Below are 21,884 nucleotides of genomic sequence, written 5' to 3' on the forward strand. Positions count from 1 at the left end.
CATCAAAAATCCTGCTGATTATAAATTTGATGTTATTTATTCTGGACAGGTAGCTCCAAATCCTTCAGAGCTATTGATGAACGGACGTTTTGATGATATTGTCAAATATGGAAAAGCAAACTATGATTATGTATTAATAGATACTGCGCCTGTTAGTTTAGTTACAGATACTTTATTAATTTCTGATAGTGCAGATATTACAATGTACGTTGTTCGTGCTAATTATTTGGACAAACGAATGCTGGCTATTCCTAAAGAATTATATCAAGATAACCGTCTTAAAAATATGGCAATGGTTGTTAACGATGTTGACTTTACAAAAGAATACGGATATGGGTACGGATATGGTGAAAATCATAATAAAGGAAACTCTTTCTTTAGTAAACTATTCGGTAAAAAATAAAAATAAAAGCCACTTCGAAAGAAGTGGCTTTTATTTTTATTATAATCTATCTTATTGTCTTTGCCTCACAGCTTCGTAAACACAAATCGCTGCTGCGTTACTCACATTTAGCGAATCTACAAAACCTAACATCGGAATTTTAATCAACGAATCTGAATGATCAGCCCAAAAATCAGAAAGCCCTGTTGCTTCTGTTCCTAAAATAATGGCAGATGATTTTGTAAAATCAGTTTCGTATAAATTTTTCGTTTCATCTCTCAAAAATGTGGAAACAACTTGAATTGAATGAGATTTTAAAAACTCTAAAACAGCCTCTTTACTCGCCGATGCAATTTGATTAGTAAACAATGTTCCAACCGAAGAACGAATCACATTCGGATTGAAAAAATCAACTGTTTCATCACAAACAATTACAGCATCTACTTTTGCTCCATCTCCTGTTCGTAAAACTGCACCAAGATTTCCAGGCTTTTCTACCGCTTCCAAAACAACAACCAATGCATTTTCTGGCAATTGTAAATCTGTCAATGTCGAAGATTTCGTTTTATAGACACCAATAATTCCACCTGTCGATTTTCTATACGCAAGCTTCTCAAAAACTTGTTTGGTAATTGTAAATACTTTTACTTGTCCAAAATCTATTGATTTGTTATAAATATCTTCGCAAATATAAATTTCAACCGCTTCGTAACAACCTTTTACAGCTAATTCATTTTCTTGTGTTCCTTCCACAATAAATAAACCTTGATTTTTACGTTCTCTTGATTTTTCTTGCAATTTCAGCAAGTTTTTAATCCTTGGATTTTGAAGACTTTCTATTAACATTTTGCAAAATTAATTCTTTTTCAGTCAAAAAAATATAGAATTTTCATTTAACATTTTTTATCAGTTAAAAAACTCATTTTCAATCATATTTAATTTATATTCAGTATAAACTTATATTTTTTGTACCTTTGCACCTTAAAATCAGAATTTTCGTATGACCAAAGATGGAAAAATGGAGTTGATGGCTCCTGCTGGGAATTTCGAATCGTTACAAGCGGCTTTAGATAATGGAGCTGATTCTGTATATTTCGGAGTTGAGCAGTTGAATATGCGTGCGAGAGCATCAATAAACTTTACAATGGACGATTTACCAGAAATCGTAAAACGTTGTGAGGAAAAAGGTGTGCGTTCTTACCTTACTTTAAATACAATTATATACGATCACGATTTATCTTTAATCAAAAACTTATTGGACAGAGCAAAAGAAGCTAATATTACGGCTGTTATTGCGATGGATCAATCAGTTATTGCCTATGCAAGACAAATTGGGATTGAGATTCATATTTCGACACAAATTAACGTTACGAATATCGAAACAGTAAAATTCTATGCAATGTTTGCTGATACAATGGTATTGTCGCGTGAATTGAGTTTGAAACAAGTGAAAAAGATTTGTGAACAAATTATTAAAGATGATGTTCGTGGACCAAGTGGAAATTTAGTTGAAATCGAAATTTTCGGTCATGGAGCATTGTGTATGGCTGTTTCAGGTAAATGTTACTTGAGCTTACATTCTCACAATTCTTCTGCAAATCGTGGAGCTTGTAAACAAAACTGTCGTAAAAAATATACCGTAATCGACCAAGAATCTGGTTTCGAAATCGAATTAGATAACGAATACATGATGTCGCCAAAAGACCTTTGTACAATGGAATTTTTGGACGAAGTGGTTGATGCTGGTGTAAAAGTATTGAAAATTGAAGGTCGTGGACGTGCTCCAGAATACGTTGCAACTGTAATTCGTGCGTATAGAGAAGCGATTGATTCTATTGCGGATAAAACATATTCGAAAGAAAAAGTAGATTACTGGATGGGATTATTGCAAACTGTTTATAATCGTGGTTTTTGGTCTGGATATTATTTAGGTCAAAAATTAGGAGAATGGTCTGCTGTTCCAGGTTCTATGGCAACTCAGAAAAAAGTTTACATAGGAAAAGGAGTTCATTTCTTCCCAAAACCAAGCATTGGTCAATTTGTAATTGATGCGTATGATTTGAAAGTTGGTGATTTGATTTTAGTAACAGGACCAACAACTGGAGCCAAAGAAATGGTGGTTACAGAAATGATGGTGGAAGATGTAAAATCTGATACAGCTAAAAAAGGTGATTCGATTACAATTCCGATGGAATTTAGAATTCGTCCTTCTGATAAATTATACAAATTAGTAAAAGTAGAAGAGCCAGGAACGCAACAAAATAGTGTTGAAGAAGGCGCTTATTCTCATTAAAAAATAGTTATCAATGGTCATTATTACGTTACAACGCGATAAATGCATCGGATGCAACTATTGTTATGAGTTAGCACCAGAACGATTCAGAATGTCAAAAAAAGATGGCAAATCTGTTTTATTAAAAGCAATTGATAAAAAAGGTTTCCACACGTTGAAAGATCCTGATCATTCTATCGCAGATAATTGCGAACGTGCTGCCAAAGCTTGCCCTGTAAATATAATTACAGTAAAAGAAATATAGATTAAAACATTAGCTATATAAAAAGTCCATCAAAATTTTGATGGACTTTTGCTTTATGTAAAAAATAAATCTTAATTCATTTTTCCTTCTTTCTCCAATCTCTCTAATGCTTTTTCGTGAGCAGATTTCACATCATTTTTGATCTTTTTATCTTGGGTAGATTTTCTAATCTTTTCTGCATGATAGGCCAAATCATCCAAAGTCATTTTATAACTCACATAAAACCCGCGATTATATCTTGAATACGAAGCTAATCCCCAACCAGCAATTAATTGATTCTTAATTTTTTTGGTTTGATATTCGTTCAAATAACGTTGAAGTTTTGGAGATATTTCTTCTTTTGCAATTGATTTTACAGAACCATTCATTCGGCTAAACCAATATTTATTATCCAATTTTATATATGATTTTGCACCTAAAATGCTTTTAAAAGCAAGATCTCCAAGCAATAAAACCTTCTCAAATTCAGATTTTTCATTGGTCATATAATCCCAATACATTTCAGAAGTCATTCCAACCATCGGACTTTTATCTATTGTTGCTTCATACAAATCTTTACCATTTTGATAAGCTGCTGCAACATTTTTAAACTCGATTCCAAAATCATCACAAGCCTTCTGGTAACCTGTAAAAGAACCCGAATATTTCTCGAAATTATCTATAAAAACTCTATAAATACAATAATGTGAAATATCAATCAAAACTTTTTTAGAATCATCTAAAAAACCGTTTATCAACTGTATCGGAAAGTTATAATATTCGTAGGAACTCATAATTGTTTGATTGTCTTAAATGTGGTGTTAATTCATCGACTAAGATAAGATAGTTTTTATTATTCTTAAAATGATAAGTATCAAAAAACTTCAAAATTTAATAGGTTAGATTTTTAAAGGGGTAAAACTTCAATTCCTAATTTCTTCCTAAATCTTCTTTGTCCTTTGTCTCAAAATAATAAACAAATGAAATTTTTCTTAACAATAATTACAAGCACTTTCTTAACAATTACTACGATAGCTCAGACGAAAAATGATTCAATTATCACCATTCAACCTCAACAAAAAACATTAAAACCTAAAGTTGAACATGCAGAACCTCTCTATACAGATTTGATGCGTGATTTGGGCGCACGAAAAGGAGAAGCTGAGATAAATGTAGGATTTGGAGTTGCCTCAAAAAAAGGATATAATGAATATAATGGTTTTATTGAGTATGAATGGGCTGTTGCAGATCGTTTGGGATTGGAGGTTGAAGTACCTTTTTCTTTTAATCACAAAAGCGATAATAACGATGGCTCTATTTATGTTCCGAACAATAAAATTGAAGGTTTAAAATTAGCAACTCAATATACTTTTTTAGTAAATGAAAAACAAAAAATGTCTTTGGCTGTAGCTTATGTTCATGAATTTGAGTTTAATAATTTTAAAGAATTAGGACATCAAGGTTCTGTATTTACGGGTATGAAAATGAATCCTGTTTTTATTGGAGCAAAGAATTTTAAAAATTTCAACACGTTAATCTATACAGGTCCTGTTTTTGAACATCATTATAAAGAGCAAAAAGTAGATGTTGGAGCAACTATAAATGCAAGTATGATGTATGTTTTACCAAATTCGAAAAACTTTATTGGACTTGAAAATAATATGGATATTGACCGCGATGGATTTCATTATACTTTAAGACCTCAAATTAGATTGGCTATTCAACACAATTTAATGATTGGTTTGGTTACTGGAGTTCCTATCACCAAACATACCAGAACCAACCTTGATGTGATGACACGTATTATTTGGGAACCTTAGTTTTCTTAATAAAAAAAAACTCCTTTAAAACTTTTTAAAGGAGGTCTGTGGAGCTGGCGGGATTCGAACCTACGCCAAAATTCCTTTATTTCAGAGGGATTGAAAAATCTAAATTACTTAGGGTCTCGGTTGAGTACCTTCATATTTATAAGAACATCTTTATTCTTTTGCAAAGATAAAACATATCTAATTGTAAATATAATAGATAACTAAAATTTAGATAGCTAATTATAATATTAATTTACATAAATATTAAAACTTAATTTTAAATCTCCTTCACCCCTAAATACTCCTCTAATTCCTTCCAGGTAATGACTTGATGAGGTTGTTTATTAAAGTGTTTTTTTATTTTGTTATAGATGCGAAGGGATTGCCTATAACTTTTGCCTGTGACGATCTGAATGTCTTTTGGGTAAACACAAATCCTTTGTAACTTTTTTTGCTGCATAATTATACATTTTCATACACTATCTATGCTTTATCTATACTGTAAATATACTTCATCTATATGTCATCTAGTGACATAAGATGATAAAAAAGTCATTTGGAAAAGTTTGGTTTTAATAAAGTTACGATTTTTTCTTATTCTTGTTTTGTCTACCGGTAGAAGGATTAAATGTTGAACGAAACAATGTAGTAAAATGGCAAGACAAAAAGGTATTATTAAGCTTTTGGGTACTGTGGGAGACATTACCTTTTACAAAGCAAAAGAAGGGTTTTTAGCACGTGAAAAAGGTGGCGTGGATAAGAACAGAATTATGAATGATCCAAACTTTCAACGTACACGTGAAAATGGCGAAGAATTTGGGCGAGCAGGAGCATCTGGAAAGATTTTGCGAACGGCTTTTCGAGCGGTATTGTTAAACTCTGCTGATTCGAGAATGGTTGGGCGTTTAACTCGTGATATGGTTAAGGTGATTCAGACCGATACGGTGAGCGAACGCGGACAACGAAATGTAATTGATGGAGATTTATCATTGTTGAAAGGATTTGATTTCAACATCAACGGGAAATTATCGACTACGTTGTATGCGCCTTATAGCGTTACTTTAGATCGTGTGGATGGTGATGTGGTTGTAGATATTCCCGCATTTACTCCAGCAAATATGATCAATGCGCCATCTGGAACAACGCATTTTAAAATTGAAGCTGCAGCAGCTGATGTCAATTTTATGGATGGTTCATTTAATGTGTCGAATGCCGATACTGGAATTCTTCCTTACGATACTGTTTCCACTTCAACGATTAGCTTGGCGACGACTTTGCCTGCAAATAGTACAGAACCTATCTTCTTGGTTCTGGGTGTGGAGTTCTATCAAGAAATTAACGGTGAAAAGTATGTACTGAAAAATGGTGCGTACAATGCGCTACAATTAATTGATGTGAATCAAATCTAATGCAATTAGAATTAATCAGAACGTATTTCCCTAATGGAACAAATGGAATTTTGCAGAATGCAAAAGGTATTATTTGTTATACGATCGAGTTGCCTTGGTTGAATAATGAAGTGAGAAAATCGTGTATACCGGAAGGGAAATATGTTTTAGCGAAAAGATACAGTCAAAAATATGGATGGCATATTTGGTTAAAGGATGTAGCGAACAGGACTTATATTCTGATGCATCCTGCGAACAATGCAAAAAAGGAATTACTAGGCTGTATTGCTCCGGTTACTTCTTTGGGTGGTGCTGGAATAGGATGGGAAAGTCGAAAGGCTTTTAATAAAGTGAAGGATTTGGTTTATCAAGCGATTGATTCGGGTGAATCGGTTAGACTTGAAATTAAGTGTATAAAAAAAACGGATAATTTAACGGATGAAAATAATAGATCGAATACAATCCCCAACGCCTAAGTTGTTTCAATGGCTCCGAAATATCGGTTTGGTTTTAGCTGCAATCGGAGGAGTGCTTTTGGCATCTCCAATCCAATTGCCGGAATGGTTAAATGATCTTGGTGGTTATTTAACGGTTGCCGGTGGTGTGTTAGGTGCAGTAAGCCAATTGACGGTTTTAGATGGCGTGAATAAAGATGATACAGGATAGTCATATGAAAATGGGGGTTCTCTGTGGTACAATGTTTAGTATACTGGGAAATTTAGGTTTAAGTGATTTGTTACAAACTGCTATTCTCGCTGGAGTTGGTGCTTTTGTGAGTTTTGTGGTTTCGTACATTTTAAAGAAATTTGATAAATAAAAGTAAAGGTTCTTCAATGGAGGAACCTTTATTCATTTCTATATGCTCATTTTTATTCATTACTTTTTTAATTGTTTTTAAATGAATTCATATGCCCATCGGGGAATTCTTGACACAAAAACGAACCAAAAAAGTCAAGACTTCAATTCTCGACGGTCAATATTCATTTCGCTTCTCTAAAATGTTTAAATCATTCCCTACGGTCAGTAAACATTTATACGTTACTCTCAATGGATTTACACTCGTCTGCGAATTGTTATGCCGTTTTTTTATGAAAATGATTTTCTTAACGCTGAAGACTTAGAGGCTATTTTTGATTTTAGAGAAATAGAAAAAGGTTCTTCGTGTGAAGGGCCTTTTTCTATTTAGTCATTAGATATTTTTATTGAAAATCAGTTTTTATTCAGTAGATATTCTTCAAAAGAAAAAACGGAAAAAAAGAAAGCCACTTTTCATTATCAGGGGCATTTTAAAGGCAAGGTTTTTTGAAAAAATACAACCTAGAGAGGTGTTTTTTTAAAAACCTATAAGGCTTGACCTTGACTAAAAATGCAACTGATAGACCTTTGCCGTTCTTTTTGTTGGATTTTTTTTTCAAAATTCTTCTTTTCAAGGTTTTGTTTTCGATTCAAAGGTTTCTTTTCAAGAGTGGATTTTGGTTAGAATTCAAGGTTTTAAAACGGGGTAATATGCGCAGGTGAAGAAAAGCAATTTAAAATCAAAATAAGGTGGCGAGGGATTGTAGCTGAACATCCGACAGGATGTTTTGCTACACCGAGCCAATTGGTGTGGGCTAATAAGCTACAAAGCAGCACAAAAGTGAGGGGTTACGAATTGCTTGCAATGGCGTACCGAACGATGTGCTACGACTAGCGGTTTAGCGCAATACACCAATGTACCTTACTAAAAAACTTTTGCTTTTTCTGAACCTGTAACCGCTTTCTTGGGTGGCGGGGTGCGTGGAATAATTAGAAATTATAAATGATGAATTATTGGAAATGCGTTGTGGTAAGTGGAATAGCGTTCGAGATTTAATTTGCTAATCGAGCATTTTTGGTGGAACGAAAAGCCGTTCAAAAATGGGCTTGACTGAAAGGAAAGCTTATTTTAGGCTTGGTTTTGCGGAGTAGGGTGAATGGAACGCTTCGCTTAGATATTAGATATTAGTAAATAGATTATTACTGGGCTTGAAAAATGTACGGATAATGGAATGAACCTAAGGAGTATTTTTACCCGAGGCTTCTCAAGCTTCTCTTCTTAATCTCAAATCCAAAAATGATTGTGGCAAAACTGCACCATTCAACAAAGGCAAAAAACGATTTGAGATGCATAGACCTTCGGACATGTAATGGGCCGCTATTTTACATAATGTGATTATAGTGGCTTTACGCCCGTTAGCCTGTAGGTGACTATAATGCCACGTTATGTAAACATAGCTTGGGTGGAGCGGCTGGTTACTCCCTGCTGTGGTATGTGTAGGATGGAGTTTTTGCTTTTGTTGGTAGATGAGATTAGCGAAATGTGACCCTGAAATGAATTCAGGGTGACGTGAGATTCTTCACTTCGCTATCGCTCCGTTCTGAATGAAAAAAAAGCCCCAACTGTGGAGTTGGGGTAAGTCCAAAATTATTGTTTTATACCTAACAAATAATCTTCTATAAAATCCCAACGTTCATCTGAAGACAAATCTGAATTAAAAAATTCTTTCATTAATTCAACCCCTGAAAAATGTCTACTTCTTACATCTTCTAAAAGATTATTCTTATAATAATTATTATTTGCTTCTAATCTTAATCGGAATGGATCATTGATACGGACAAACATTTTTGGATTCTCTCCTCCAACTACTTCGTAACTTCCAAAATCAAATAGTTCAAGTATTTGCCCCAATTTTACATACAATTTTTTCTGAGCAGAATCTGGTGAAAAATATTTTTCCATTTCTGTTTTACCACTTCCAAAAGTTGTTGATAAAGCTCTTTTTAAGTTGCCTGCTATTTTTCCAAAAGCTCTGTCTACTAAACGGTATTTTGGCTCAATTTCTCCTGCTTCTTTTCTAGATTGTAAAAAATTATTATCACTGATCACATCATTAAAACCTAAATTATAATTAGAACTTTTACTGAACATGGACAAAATAATATGACTTACACGTTCTGCCATTTCTTCGTTCATCTTAAAACGAATCAATTTATTTTTAAACTCATTCACTTTAAAAAATCCATCCATACTATTTAATGAAGCATCAATAATATTCAGGTTATATTGAAAAGAATTCATCATTTCTCCATAAGATGATTGGATTGATAACGCTATTTTCAGTTTAGGTGAAATATCACAACCTTCAAAAAGTGAATTTTTAAAGTATTTATGCTTTAAAACACTAAAAGGAATTTCTCTGAATTTTTCTTCCCAAATTTTATCTAAATCAATTTTAATTACTGATTTTTGATGTTGACTAAATTGATTGTTTGGTAATCTTTTTACCGCCTGATTTCCATATTGAGCAACAAATTGTTCTAATTCAACATCTTTAATACTAGCAAATACTGTTGAAAACATATTTTTGGGACGGGCTATAATAACAGGAATTCGATCAAATTTTTCATTCAAATCTTTTTCTAATAACAATAAAGCTTTTTTCACTTCATTTGTTAATTTGTCTGGAGAATCCGTTTGAAAGATATATGCAAAATCATCAATATTTAACAAATGATTTTGTTTGTTATCTTCATCAAAAATTCGAAGCAGCTTCTTCATTACTTCTGTCAATTGCCAGTTATGTAAACGACTTAAACCATGCAGTTGATTGATGAACTGAAAATCACGATCTGAATAATCCAATGAAGCATAGCCAATCAAATTTGGATTTCTAGCAGCACGTCCTATTTCTTGAATATAATCTGGTAATAATCCTGTGGGTGCAAAGTGATAGACACGATCAATATTACTAATATCAACTCCCATACCGAATGCCTTAGTCGCAACCATTGCTACTGACTCTTGATTTTTAAAATTCTCATATGAAACATTTTGATCAGAAACATTCATACTTCCATGAAAACTATACGCATTCAACTTTTCATCTTTTGCTTTATTCGCCACAGATGTTACTTGAGTGGTAAATGGACAATACACAATTACCTTTTCTTTTTTATCTAAATATTCATCAATTCTATCAACAGTAATTTGAGTTTTACCCGTTTGTAAGTTACCTTCTATTTGAGTTTGTTGAATATCAAAAACAATATTGTCTCTAAGAGCATATCCAATATATTTAATTGGCGATTTCATTTGTAAACTTTTCATCGTTTCAAAAGCTACATCATGAACTCCATTATATGTAGCAGTTGCAGTTACAGCAATAACAGGAAAATGATAAGATTTTCCATCTTCATCTTTAACATACTTACGAATACGACTAATATGAAATCCTAAATACCAATAGTCGATTCTAAAATCTCTACCCCAAGTTGAAACCGTATGCGCTTCATCTACGATATATAACCCTAGTTTTCTTCCATTTAAGAAATAATTAATTTCATAAGAGAGTAATAATTCTGGCGCTAGATACAGAATATCAATTTCATAATTTTTTATCCTCTCTAATATATCCTCTCTTTCAATAACAGTAATGTCAGAATTGATATAAGCGACTTTATGATAATTCTTTTCTTGAATTAATTGATTAACCTGATCTACCATTAAAGCCTTTAATGGAGAAACTACGATACTTAATGCTTCGTACTTTTCACCAATATAAATAGCTGGCATTTGAAAAAGCAAAGACTTCCCAGCACCAGTCGGAGCCGTTAAGAAAATATCTTGTACATCCTTTTCTTTCAATCCATTTTCGAATTGTTGTATGATATTCTCAACCACATCAGATTGACTTATTTCAATTATTTCCTTTGAAATATCTGGATCAGCATAAACCCTTAAAGGCTTAAATTGTGGAGGATTAGCATTCCAATGTTTTTGTAATAAATTAAATAATTCAGGTCGAACTTCCTTATTTAAATTATGTATCACTCTTTTTAGCTCAAGCTCTTTTTCCATTAATTCAGCAGTCTGAATTAATTTACCTATAATTTCTTTTCCTAAATGATTTTTAATCGTTTCATTATCTACATAAATTGTTAGTCTATTATTTTGTTCCGAAAATAATTGATAATAAAAATTTAGATATTCGTTTGATTCGGGATTAAAAACAAAATCATTAATCGCCAACTCATCTTCATTGATTTTATCTAATCCATTAAACTCCCAAACGATTGGAGAAATAATTTTTTCAACCCATTTAGATTTAGATTTCAATTCTTCGTCTGCAAATTGTAGATAAAATTGATCATTCACTTGAATTGAATTAGATATTATCGAAGCATAAATCTCATTCATTTCATAAGACTCCGCAATTTCATTCAAATCAGTAATGTTTAAATTAAAATTGTCAAAATTATTTGCAACATAAGATGTAATAGAAAAATCAATAATCACAATTTCATTTTCGAATAATTCGTCCTTGTAAGGCTTTAAGATTAACAAAGTTTCGTAATTGATTAAGGTAGGAATATCCAAATCATAAAGAAGCTTATTCTTCAATTCTAAACGCGTTCTTCGATTAAATAAAACTTCTTCCGAAATTTTATTTTCTTTAAATACCGATTTATCGATAAAACAATCTTTTATCTCATCAGGAATAAACTCAATCGGAAGCCCTTTAATTGTAATTAAAGTATTGGTGTCTGCATATTGATTTAATAATAATACAATAGAGTTGCTAATAATTGATTTAGAAATTAGAGTCGTCATAATTGATATTAGATTAGTTGTTTAACAATACAAGTTTACTACCGAAGTGTCCAATGTATTTTCATATGTTTGTTTATATAGTAAATATAGAGTTAAAGCAAATCATTTCAAACAACAAATCATATTATAAATCTTCAGAAGAAAATTCATGTTTTTATTCTAATATAAAAAACCTCAACCAATAAATGATTGAGGATTATCATCTTTATTTAGCGAACTAAATTTATTAACTTTATTATATATTCGATATCTCCTTAGCTAACATCTCCGCTTGCTTTAATACTGTTTCTGTAGCCAGCAATTGCATATCTGGTGGATAACCGTATTTACGTAGTAATCGTTTTACAGCCACTTTTAATTTTGCTCGTACACTTTCTTTAATATTCCAATCAATGCTTGCATTTTGCTGAATAGTAGTCGTTAATTCTACGGCTAATTCTCTTAATCGATCTTGTTGAATTAATTCCTTAGCACTATCATTATTAGAAACTGCCGTATAAAAAGCATATTCATATTCTGTTAATCCCAACTTCTTGGGTTCATTATCCATTTCAACAATATCTTTACTTAAATGAATTAATTCATCAATCACCTCTGCTGCTGTTAAAATCTTATTGTGGTAGCGATTTATTGACTGCTCCAACATTTCCAATAACTTTTTACTTTGTACTAAATTCGTTTTTGTACGGGATTTTATTTCATCATTCAATAACTTTTTCAAGACCTCTAACGCCACATTTTTATGTTGCATATCTTTCAGTTCCATCAAGAAATCTTCTGATAAAATGGAAATATCTGGTTTCTTAATACCTGCTGCATCGAATACATCAATTACTTGATCGGAAACTAAAGCCTGATCAATTACTTGTCGAATGGTTGTTTCAATTTCTTCATCTGTTTTACCAGATCCCGTACTATCAAACTTTGCTAACCTTGCTTTAACGGCTTGGAAGAATGAAATTTCATCTTTAGCATCCATAGCTTGATCATGAGGTATAGCAATAGCAAATGCTTTTGATAAAGCGGTTACTTCATCAATATATCTTTTCTTACCATCTTCTAATCCTAAAATATGATCTTCTGCTGCCAATATCATCGATAATTTTTTTGATGTATCAGCATCAAAATAATCTTCATAAGGGAAACCATGATACATGGCCGAAATCACTTCAATTTTTTCTAACATGAAAGCAACAGCCTGCTCTTGTGCTACTGCTGGATCACCTTTTCCACCTGCATCTGAATAGAATGCTAATGCTTTTTTCAAATCGGAAGCAATCCCTAAATAATCAACGATTAACCCACCTGGTTTATCTTTATACACACGATTTACACGAGCAATCGCCTGCATCAAGTTATGCCCTTTCATAGGTTTGTCGATATACAAGGTATGCATACTAGGAGCATCAAAACCTGTTAGCCACATATCACGAACAATTACCAATTCTAATTCATCATTCGGATCTTTCATACGTTCGGCTAACATTCTACGTTGCTCTTTGGTCGTGTGGAATTTAGCCAATTCAGGACCATCAGAAGATGCAGAAGTCATAATGACTTTAATCTTTCCTTTTTTCAAATCGTCCGAATGCCATTCAGGTTTTATAGCAATTATCGCATTGTACAAATCCGCCGCAATACGACGACTCATTGACACGATCATTCCTTTCCCTTGAAACACTTCTTGACGTTGCGTAAAATGACCGACAATATCAGCAGCTATATTTTGAACACGTTGTTTCCCGCCAATCAAGGCTTCTAACTGTGTCCATTTACTTTTGGCTTTTTGAGTGGCTGTTAGATCTTCTTGATCCAATTCATCATCCAGCTCATCTACTAATTCCTTACCTTCTTCGGTTAGTTTTACTTTCGCTAATCTGCTTTCGTAGAAAATACGAACGGTTGCTCCATCTTCAACCGCTTGAGCGATATCATAAATGTCTACATAATTACCGAAAACTGCTGGCGTATTGACATCCGTACTCTCGATAGGTGTTCCTGTAAAACCTAAATACGTCGCATTGGGTAAGGCATCACGCATATACTTGGCAAATCCATACACGATTTTTTTACCAATTACATTACCGTTCTCATCCTTATCATCAACTGTTTTTGCACTAAAACCATACTGTGTACGGTGCGCCTCGTCTGCTATGACAATAATGTTTTCTCTAGCAGATAAGGTTTCAAAAACATTTCCTTCTTCCGGTTGAAATTTTTGTATCGTTGTAAAAATTACGCCTCCTGAATTTACCTTCAATAGGTCTTTTAACTGTTTGCGATCGGTTGCTTGAACAGGATCTTGACGCAACAATTGCTTCGATGCTGCAAACGTATCAAATAATTGATCGTCCAAATCATTACGGTCCGTAATTACTAAAACCGTTGGATTATCTAAGGCTAATACTATTTTACCTGTATAAAACACCATAGATAAGGATTTACCCGAACCTTGTGTATGCCAAACCACACCACCTTTACGGTCACCTTCGGGTTGATTTTTAACACCTGGTAAACCATAGCTTTCAGGAGATTCATTTAATAAATTCCCTAATGTTTGTTTTGAAATAAAACCAGAAGCTCTTTTAGTAGATTCTACCGCACGATTTACGGCATAATATTGGTGATACGCTGCTAATTTCTTTACTGTTTGAACGGTAACAATACCTTCAGCGTCTTCTTTTCTAAATTTTTCAAAAACCACAAAATGTCTGACCAAATCCAATAATACGGTTGGTTGCAACATTCCTTTTATTAATGTTTCTAATTGGCTGATTTGTTTTGATGCTTCGGAAATACCATCTGTGGTTTTCCAAGCCATAAAACGACTCAAACCTGCCGAAATCGTTCCTGCTTTTGCTTCCAATCCATCAGAAATAACCGAAAAAGCATTGAAAGTAAACAATGAAGAAATCATTGCTTTATAGGTTTCTATTTGGCGGAAGGCTGACTGAATGGTGGTTTGATCATCCGTAGCGTTCTTTAATTCGATAACAACTAATGGTAAACCATTGACAAAAAGGATAATGTCTGGTCTTTTATTTACTCCGTTTTCTACAATTGTGAATTGATTGACTACTAAAAATTCGTTGTGTAATGGATTTTCGAAATCAATTAAAAAAACACGATCTCCACGTTCTTGCCCATTTACCCGTTTGGTGATCGGAATACCTTCCGTTAGTAAACGATGAAAGGTTTCGTTATTGGATAACACATCAGGCGAAGCAATACGCAAAATTTGCTTTACAGCATCTTGTTGTGCATCTAAAGGAATATTAGGATTGATACGGCGAACCGCATTTTCTAATCGTTGTTTTAGCACCACTTCTTCAAATGATGTTCTTTCTAGATCTCCTGCATCTGGAGCCAATTGAACCCCATTGATATACGTATATCCTTGGTGTTCTAATAATTCTATAGCAAGTTTTTCAATTTCGTTTTCGGTCATTTTAGGTATTTATTATTTCCAATCATATTTTGTTGCATCACAACCACATCGTATTTTCTTCAAAACTGTGTCATAGTTACTCATAGATACTTTTGGTCTTTTACAATTTGGTACTTGACAGTAAAATACTGTCTCTAACTCTTTTATATCCGACCAAAATGCTGTTAAGTCTCCCAGTTTAGGATTAAATGGATTGTCGTGAGAAAGTAAATTTCCAAGTAAAGAAGAATTTGCAACTCGTTCAATAACGGGAACTTTTTCTTTAATGTCCTGTCCTCCTTTGTCTTTAATTCTTGATTTTAATTCATTTAATAATTCATCAGGCATTCGTTTTTCATTGACCTCATTTAGTCTGAAACTGACTTTTACGTCTAAATTCAAACAGATGTCTTTCAGTTTTGATTCCAAATATTTCCGTATTGGATTTCCAAGCGTTTCAACAGAACTGTTTGCAAGTTCACGTTCGATAAATTCTTTCAGATCACTTGGTTTTTCTTCAATATGAGTTCCTTTCGCTTCTGTCCATTTAATTTCACCTATTATCCAGCCTTTCTTTTTAGCTACTTGTTGAACATAGCTAAACCATTCAACTTCGTGCGTTAATAAAATAAATTGATAATCTGAAAATTTTTCAAATAACAAATCAGCAAAACGTTTTCTATGTGTTGAATCGAAACTTGAAATCACGTCATCTAATACGATAAATTTATTCTCCTTGTTAAACGCAATTACAGAAGCCAAGAAAAAAGAAATACCAAAACAGTTTAAGTGTGATTCACTGAAATACTTTTGCGGTGGCGAAACCCATTCATCATTGTATTTATATTCAATCGTGATTCCGTTTAATTCATCTTCTTCGCCAATAGTTACAATCCTGATTTCGTGAAATTGTTCATCAGGATTCATATATTGATAAAAGTCGTTTATGTATGATGAAAACGTATTTATAAAACTCTCCAGTCCTTCTTTTTGTCGTTTTACAAACTCGTTGTAAATAAGTTCCAAAGAATTTTTCTGGTGTTCTAATTTACTTTTGTCTTTTTCAAATCGTTTAATTTTCAAGAAAGCATCTTTTGCAGCGGAAATATTTGCATAAAGTTCGGTTGATTTATCATTTTTTATTGCAGTCTGTATTGCTTCAAATCTTGAATTAATTTGTTCTTGAATTTTGAAATCATCTTCCGTTAAAAGTAAAGTGTCATTTGTAGGAAGTTTATTTCCTGAAGTAACTTTTTCATTAGCTGTTTTCTGATATTCAGTTAACTTGGTACTTAAATTACTTATTGCATTTTTAATACTTTCATTTTCCTGTTCGTTCAATAAAGCATAGTGCGATACTAATTCAAGTCGTTTTAAACGTTCTGTGATTATGTTAGAAACAGATTTTTTAGCAGCATCAAATGCAAATTTCTTTTTAGATGATTCCTCAACTTCTTTTAATCTTCGTTGAATATCCGTTTTTAACTCTTCAAGATTTTTTTCTTGTAAGCATAATGGGCAATTATCCTCTTTATGATATTTCTTTAAAATGACAGTTTCGCCCGATTTCAATAGTTCAGCCAAAAAAGTTTGCATTATGCTTTGGACATCTTCGGCAATCTTATTAAACTCTGAAAAATATTTTTGATATTCTCCGTCAATAAATGAAATTTCACTTTTAAGTGTTGAAAGTGCTTTGTTGGTATTTTCTAAAAATTGAAGTTCTGTTATCTGTTTTGTGTTTGCAGGTTTTTTGATGTGATTCAAAACCTTGTCAATATCTTCAATAGAACTTACTGTAATTCCTGTTTTTAATGGCTCAATAATTTCGTTTATCTTTTCAAACAAATTATTTTCTTGGCTGACTGCTGCACCAATTTTAGCAATTAGTGTTTGTTTTTCATTGTTGATTTGTGCTTCAAAGTTTTGCGTTTTTATTTCCGATTTGATTGCATTAAACGACTTTCTTAAAACATCTTTCGTTTTGGTTACTTCTGCATATCCGATAATATCCGATAAATATTTGAGTTTATCGCCTTTTGTCTGGTCAATGAAATCACGCAAGAATTGGTATCTAAGTAATAAATTTTCACTTTGAGAATCGGAATAATACTTTTGAAAATCATTGGACGAATTAGATAATTCAGATGTCAACTTTCCTCTTTTGCTGAACAAATTCTTTGTAGCATCAATTATATTTCTGTTGTAAGAAATAGCAATAGAAGCGATATTACTATCTTTTTGATACGAATTTCGCAAAGCATCTTTTAAATCAATCTCACTGCCTGCCAAGTGGGAAACTTTGTCAGTATAAAACCATTCTATAGCATCAGATATACTACTTTTTCCAGTTCCATTATCACCATAAAGTAAAACAGATTTTTCATTAAGTGGTAATGAAATAGAATCTTTTATTCCTCTAATTCCTGTGATAGATATGCTTTTAATTTTCGTCGCCATTCTCTGTTCTTATTCTTAGTAACTCATTAATCACATTCTTGTCGCTTAATTTGCCATTATTGTATAATTCGGCTAAACTCTCGGCAATTGTTTTATCAACGTTTTCAATAGATGATATTTCTTTGAAAAAATCATCTAAAATTTCTTTACCCGATTTTACTTTATTTTCTGCCATTGTATTTTTATTTAAAGTAACTCCAATCAATTTTAAAATCTGTTTTAAGCGTATTATTCAAAATATCAAATCCTGTTTTGTTATTACAAATAGGATATACGCCATATTGCTCGACAAAATTCAAAATGAAATAACTTTCTAAATCCTCTACTCTGAAATCCCAAATATTTCGTAACATTTCAATATTTATGTAAGTAAACCAAAGCGGCTCTACTTTTCTATAATTTAATAATCCAACATTTTTTGATTTACCTTCAAAATGTCCAATTAATCGGCTTCCGATACTATTTGTCCTTTTTTCACTCATTCCAATATACAACAACTTGGATTTGTCAAAAGGGTATTGAACCTGAATTGTTGAAGTAAAAATGAAATACAGTCCTATTATACCGTTAAGAGGTTTAATGTTTTTTGCTTCAAATAACATTGGACTATCGAAGTATATATCAATCAGACTACTCATATTCAATAGATATTTATTTCACTCTTACCTCGCCACTCATTAACTTTGGCAATAAGGTATTGCGAAGTTTAAAAAGAGAGTTGATTTGATTATTATTAAGCTGAATTTTATCTAATATAGGATTCATTTGAAATGTCATTTTTTCAATTTCATCATTATCAGGAATTAAAACCATCGCTTCATCTAAATCACTTCTCTTTATGTGTCCCATAGTAGTAGCGTGACTTTGAGCAATAGAAATAAATTCTCTTAAGTGTTGTTTACACCAGAAGTAATAAAACCATTTTGGAAATTCTTCTGAAGTAACTTTAAATAAATGTTGATTTAAAATACAATCTTCACCATTCCAAATTTTAACCATTAAAGATGCTGACCATGCAAAAATTACATCTCCATTTTTAATGATATATTCAGGTTTAACATCAGTTGAAGCCCAATCTGAATTTTCAGAAAGTCCCGATGTTAAATCTTTAATCTTTAAAACAGGTAAACGATTAATACTATCTTTTGGTGGAAATTTTTGACAAGCTAATCCATTTAAAAAATTGGCAATTGAACTTAAAGGTCTTTCCTCCCAATCCTCTTTCGCATTCACTATAAACCACTGACGGAATAAAGTTTCCGCCAAAGCTTCTAAGGTTTGGTTTTGTTGATGGAGCAGGTCTATTTTGTCATCCAAACTTGATAATACCGATGCAATGGCTTTTTGCTCGGGAAGTGGGGGAAGTTGGATTTCTAAATTTTCAAAATCTCCTTTATTTACAATTGGTACAGCTGTTCCATCTCCTCCATAAATTCTCAATGTTTCATACATAGAAATTAATCTATAGTATAAAAAATCCGAATTAATATTGTTATTAGGGATAATTGAATTTATTTGTTGATTAGTTATTACAGAACATTTATTTATAACAATTTTCCCCATATCTGAACCTATACAAGTAACCAGAATTGAATTAATAGGAAGTACTTTACTTTTTAATCTTTCAATACCAATAGATGATAAATTTCTATCGGAAAATTTTGCAAACTTTCTATAATGTTTATAGTCAGAAGGAGTAACGAATGGCATTTCGTCGCCCCAATCCTCTGGATTATTTTTAGAAGGAGTTTTTCCTGTAATCACAGTTCCAACATCTTTTATTTTATATTCCTTCCATTCTCTATTCTCCATCATTTCCCCTTTTTATTTTACCCAATACATCCTTACTCAAGCTATCCATCCTCGAAAAACCAAACCACTTTTTTCCTAAATCTTTGAGTGAAGCACCAATGTGGTACAACTCCTTTTCATCAATGATTAAAAAGCGGTCGTGGCTTTGTTTAAACAATTCTGCTTTTACCTCAGGATATTGTGCATTGTGTTTTTCTAAATCTAACCGAAGCTGTTTACTTATACTTGCTGTATAAATCGTAGCTGTTACGTTTTTTTTACGTTTGCTAAACAAGGTTAGTACACTATCGTCTATGTAATTGTCTATTAAAATAATGGATGATTGGGCATTTTTTATTACATCGCTTACAAACTGATAGGCATCATAAACCTGTCCATCAAAATACACCCCGCGTTGTGGTAGTTCATTATTTTCTAATGCAGTAAAAAGCTTGTTGAATTTTTGATCATGCTCTATCAATTTGTTTTCAATACTTGATAGACGTAAATGCTGGAGCGTTTCTTGACCAACTAATTTCCTCAATTCTACAAAAGCATTCATGATTTGAATGCTGACTTTTACAGCGATATCACTTCGTAAAACGGCAGATAACATAGCGACACCTTGTTCGGTAAATGCATACGGATTTACAGCGGAATGTTTTAACGATTCGAACCGGTCGCAATTTGCGACCAGTTCATCTTTTTCTTGGCTATTCAGCTGAAAACGAAATGTCTCGGGAAACCGGTCAATGTTACGTTTTACTTGCTCATTTAACCTTTTTACTTCCACCTGATACATTTCTGCCAGATCTCTGTCGAACATGACTTGTTTCCCCCGAATCGTAAAAATTCGGTTTTCTATATGTTGTTGGGAAAGGGTTAAATCTTTACTCATTCTTTTGGCAGTTCAATTTTAGACAAGTTCTCCGCAATAATCGTATTCAGTTCCGCTTCTCTGGCTAATTGTTCCTCTAAAGTTGTTTTCAATGACATAAAACGTTCTACAAAGTTGAAATCGTCTTCTTCATCTGGTAAACCTACATAACGCCCTGGTGTTAGGACATAATCCAACTCCGCTACTTTAGACACCGGCACCGATGCACAGAAACCAGCAACGTCTTCGTACTGCCCATCTACATTACGCCAATTGTGGTAAGTAGAAGCAATTAAGTCGATATCTTCTTTGCTCAACTCACGGTTTCTACGGTTGATCAAATGTCCTAAATTACGCGCATCGATAAACAAGATTTCGTTTTCCGTATTACGGAATTTGGCATTTGGTACTTTCTTACGGCGCATAAACCACAACGCCGCAGGAATTTGCGTATTCAGGAACAACTTGGCAGGCAAGTTCACAATACAGTCAATTAATCCTTCTTCGATCAGATTTTTACGGATCTCACCTTCGCCCGAAGTTTTAGAGGTTAAAGCTCCTTTTGCCAATACCACACCCGCTTGTCCTGTTGGTGCTAAGTGATGGATGAAATGTTGCAACCAACCAAAGTTGGCATTACCTACAGGCGGTGTACCAAACTGCCAACGCGCATCGTTACGCAATAAATCACCCGACCAATCGCTCACGTTAAACGGAGGATTGGCAATGATATAATCGGCTTTTAAATCTTTATGTGCATCGTTCAAAAACGAACCTTCCGAATTCCATTTAACCCCCGTAGAATCAATCCCACGAATGGCTAAATTCATCTTTGCCAAACGCCAAGTGGTTTGGTTAGACTCTTGTCCGAAAATCGAGATATCATCAATACGACCTTGACGCTCGGTTACGAATTTCTCCGACTGTACAAACATACCACCCGAACCACAACACGGATCGAAGACACGACCTTTGTAAGGTTCTAACATTTCGACCAATAACTCTACTACCGAACGAGGCGTGTAGAACTGTCCTCCCTTTTGACCTTCAGCTAAAGCAAACTGCCCTAAGAAGTATTCGAAAACGTGTCCTAATACATCGGCAGAACGCTCTTGGGTATCGCCAAAGTCGATATTACCAATTAAGTCAATTAAATCTCCTAAACTGGTAGGATCCAGATTTTGTTTGGCATATACCTTTGGTAAAATCCCTTTCAGATGAGGGTTTTCTGCCTCAATAGCATCCATCCCATCGTCTACAATTTTACCATTCGTAGTTTGTTTCGCCGAACTTTGTAAGAACGACCAACGCGCTGATGATGGCACGAAGAATACGTTTTCTGCGGTATATTCTTCTCTATCTTCGGGATCTGCTCCTTGATCGATTTGTTCAGTTAATTCTGCGTGCATTTTTTCAAATGCAATTGAGATATATTTTAGGAAGATTAGTCCAAGAACCACATCTTTGTACTCGGCAGCGTTGATGTTTTTACGTAGTTTATCGGCCGCTTTCCACAGTGTTTTTTCGATGGTTTCTTGTACCTCTTCTTTTTTCTTTTTAGCCATTTTGGTAAGTTAATTTGGTTTAAAAATGAGTTTTCCCAAAT

At 33.2% G+C, this 21,884-nt stretch carries 17 protein-coding genes; 7 read left to right on the forward strand and 10 right to left on the reverse strand.

Features of this window, described 5'->3' with window-relative positions; all coding sequences use genetic code 11:
• Window positions 1–403, forward strand: a 403-nt coding sequence (locus tag B2217_RS11895; RefSeq protein ID WP_414647365.1) for a tyrosine-protein kinase family protein, incomplete at its 5' end; no start/stop codon positions are given.
• 51 nt (window positions 404–454) lie between these two features.
• Here B2217_RS11895 and B2217_RS11900 read toward each other — a convergent pair.
• A complete protein-coding gene (locus B2217_RS11900; RefSeq protein ID WP_115002246.1) occupies window positions 455–1,228 on the reverse strand; it encodes a TrmH family RNA methyltransferase in 774 nt (257 codons plus the stop codon).
• Window positions 1,229–1,382: 154 nt separating this feature from the next.
• Here B2217_RS11900 and B2217_RS11905 point away from each other — a divergent pair, with 154 nt between their 5' ends.
• Window positions 1,383–2,675, forward strand: a complete 1,293-nt coding sequence (locus tag B2217_RS11905; RefSeq protein ID WP_038336270.1) for a peptidase U32 family protein — start codon at window positions 1,383–1,385, stop codon at window positions 2,673–2,675.
• A 13-nt stretch (window positions 2,676–2,688) separates the two neighbouring features.
• The gene (locus B2217_RS11910) at window positions 2,689–2,919 is read left to right on the forward strand and encodes a ferredoxin (RefSeq protein ID WP_038336269.1); all 231 of its coding nucleotides are present in this window, start codon (window positions 2,689–2,691) and stop codon (window positions 2,917–2,919) included.
• A 71-nt stretch (window positions 2,920–2,990) separates the two neighbouring features.
• Here B2217_RS11910 and B2217_RS11915 read toward each other — a convergent pair whose 3' ends face one another.
• A complete protein-coding gene (locus B2217_RS11915; RefSeq protein ID WP_280046197.1) occupies window positions 2,991–3,692 on the reverse strand; it encodes a hypothetical protein in 702 nt (233 codons plus the stop codon).
• Between the two features lie 186 nt (window positions 3,693–3,878).
• Here B2217_RS11915 and B2217_RS11920 point away from each other — a divergent pair, with 186 nt between their 5' ends.
• From B2217_RS11920 to B2217_RS11935, 4 genes are all read left to right on the forward strand, one after another.
• The gene (locus B2217_RS11920; RefSeq protein ID WP_280046198.1) at window positions 3,879–4,718 is read left to right on the forward strand and encodes an HAEPLYID family protein; all 840 of its coding nucleotides are present in this window, start codon (window positions 3,879–3,881) and stop codon (window positions 4,716–4,718) included.
• Window positions 4,719–5,359: 641 nt separating this feature from the next.
• On the forward strand, window positions 5,360–6,115 hold the full coding sequence (locus B2217_RS11925; protein WP_219035425.1) for a hypothetical protein: 756 nt from the start codon (window positions 5,360–5,362) through the stop codon (window positions 6,113–6,115).
• Window positions 6,115–6,570, forward strand: coding sequence for a DUF5675 family protein (locus B2217_RS11930; protein ID WP_219035424.1), 456 nt, complete (start codon window positions 6,115–6,117; stop codon window positions 6,568–6,570). Before B2217_RS11925 ends, B2217_RS11930 begins: the two co-directional genes overlap by 1 nt.
• Window position 6,571: 1 nt before the next feature.
• Window positions 6,572–6,760: a hypothetical protein gene (locus tag B2217_RS11935; RefSeq protein WP_306822329.1), complete on the forward strand. Its 189-nt coding sequence runs from the start codon at window positions 6,572–6,574 to the stop codon at window positions 6,758–6,760.
• Between the two features lie 1,777 nt (window positions 6,761–8,537).
• Here the strand turns inward: B2217_RS11935 and B2217_RS11940 are convergent.
• The 8 genes from B2217_RS11940 to B2217_RS11975 form a co-directional block, all read right to left on the reverse strand.
• A complete protein-coding gene (locus B2217_RS11940) occupies window positions 8,538–11,723 on the reverse strand; it encodes a helicase-related protein (RefSeq protein WP_291122656.1) in 3,186 nt (1,061 codons plus the stop codon).
• 235 nt (window positions 11,724–11,958) lie between these two features.
• On the reverse strand, window positions 11,959–15,171 hold the full coding sequence (locus B2217_RS11945) for a type I restriction endonuclease subunit R (protein WP_291122657.1): 3,213 nt from the start codon (window positions 15,169–15,171) through the stop codon (window positions 11,959–11,961).
• A 12-nt stretch (window positions 15,172–15,183) separates the two neighbouring features.
• The gene (locus tag B2217_RS11950) at window positions 15,184–17,610 is read right to left on the reverse strand and encodes an AAA family ATPase (protein WP_291122659.1); all 2,427 of its coding nucleotides are present in this window, start codon (window positions 17,608–17,610) and stop codon (window positions 15,184–15,186) included.
• A complete protein-coding gene (locus B2217_RS11955) occupies window positions 17,594–17,785 on the reverse strand; it encodes a hypothetical protein (protein WP_291122661.1) in 192 nt (63 codons plus the stop codon). The genes B2217_RS11950 and B2217_RS11955 overlap by 17 nt, the downstream gene beginning before the upstream one ends.
• A gap of 7 nt (window positions 17,786–17,792) precedes the next feature.
• Window positions 17,793–18,092, reverse strand: coding sequence for a hypothetical protein (locus B2217_RS11960; RefSeq protein ID WP_291122662.1), 300 nt, complete (start codon window positions 18,090–18,092; stop codon window positions 17,793–17,795).
• 169 nt (window positions 18,093–18,261) lie between these two features.
• A complete protein-coding gene (locus tag B2217_RS11965) occupies window positions 18,262–19,422 on the reverse strand; it encodes a restriction endonuclease subunit S (protein WP_291122664.1) in 1,161 nt (386 codons plus the stop codon).
• The gene (locus B2217_RS11970; RefSeq protein ID WP_291122666.1) at window positions 19,412–20,299 is read right to left on the reverse strand and encodes an ORF6N domain-containing protein; all 888 of its coding nucleotides are present in this window, start codon (window positions 20,297–20,299) and stop codon (window positions 19,412–19,414) included. The genes B2217_RS11965 and B2217_RS11970 overlap by 11 nt, the downstream gene beginning before the upstream one ends.
• Complete coding sequence (locus tag B2217_RS11975) at window positions 20,296–21,843, reverse strand: type I restriction-modification system subunit M (protein ID WP_291122668.1); 1,548 nt, start codon at window positions 21,841–21,843, stop codon at window positions 20,296–20,298. Before B2217_RS11975 ends, B2217_RS11970 begins: the two co-directional genes overlap by 4 nt.
• Window positions 21,844–21,884: the final 41 nt, after the last annotated feature.

It is taken from the genome of Empedobacter sp. UBA7620, from assembly GCF_002484185.1.
GTDB classification, from domain to species: Bacteria; Bacteroidota; Bacteroidia; order Flavobacteriales; family Weeksellaceae; genus Empedobacter; species Empedobacter falsenii_C.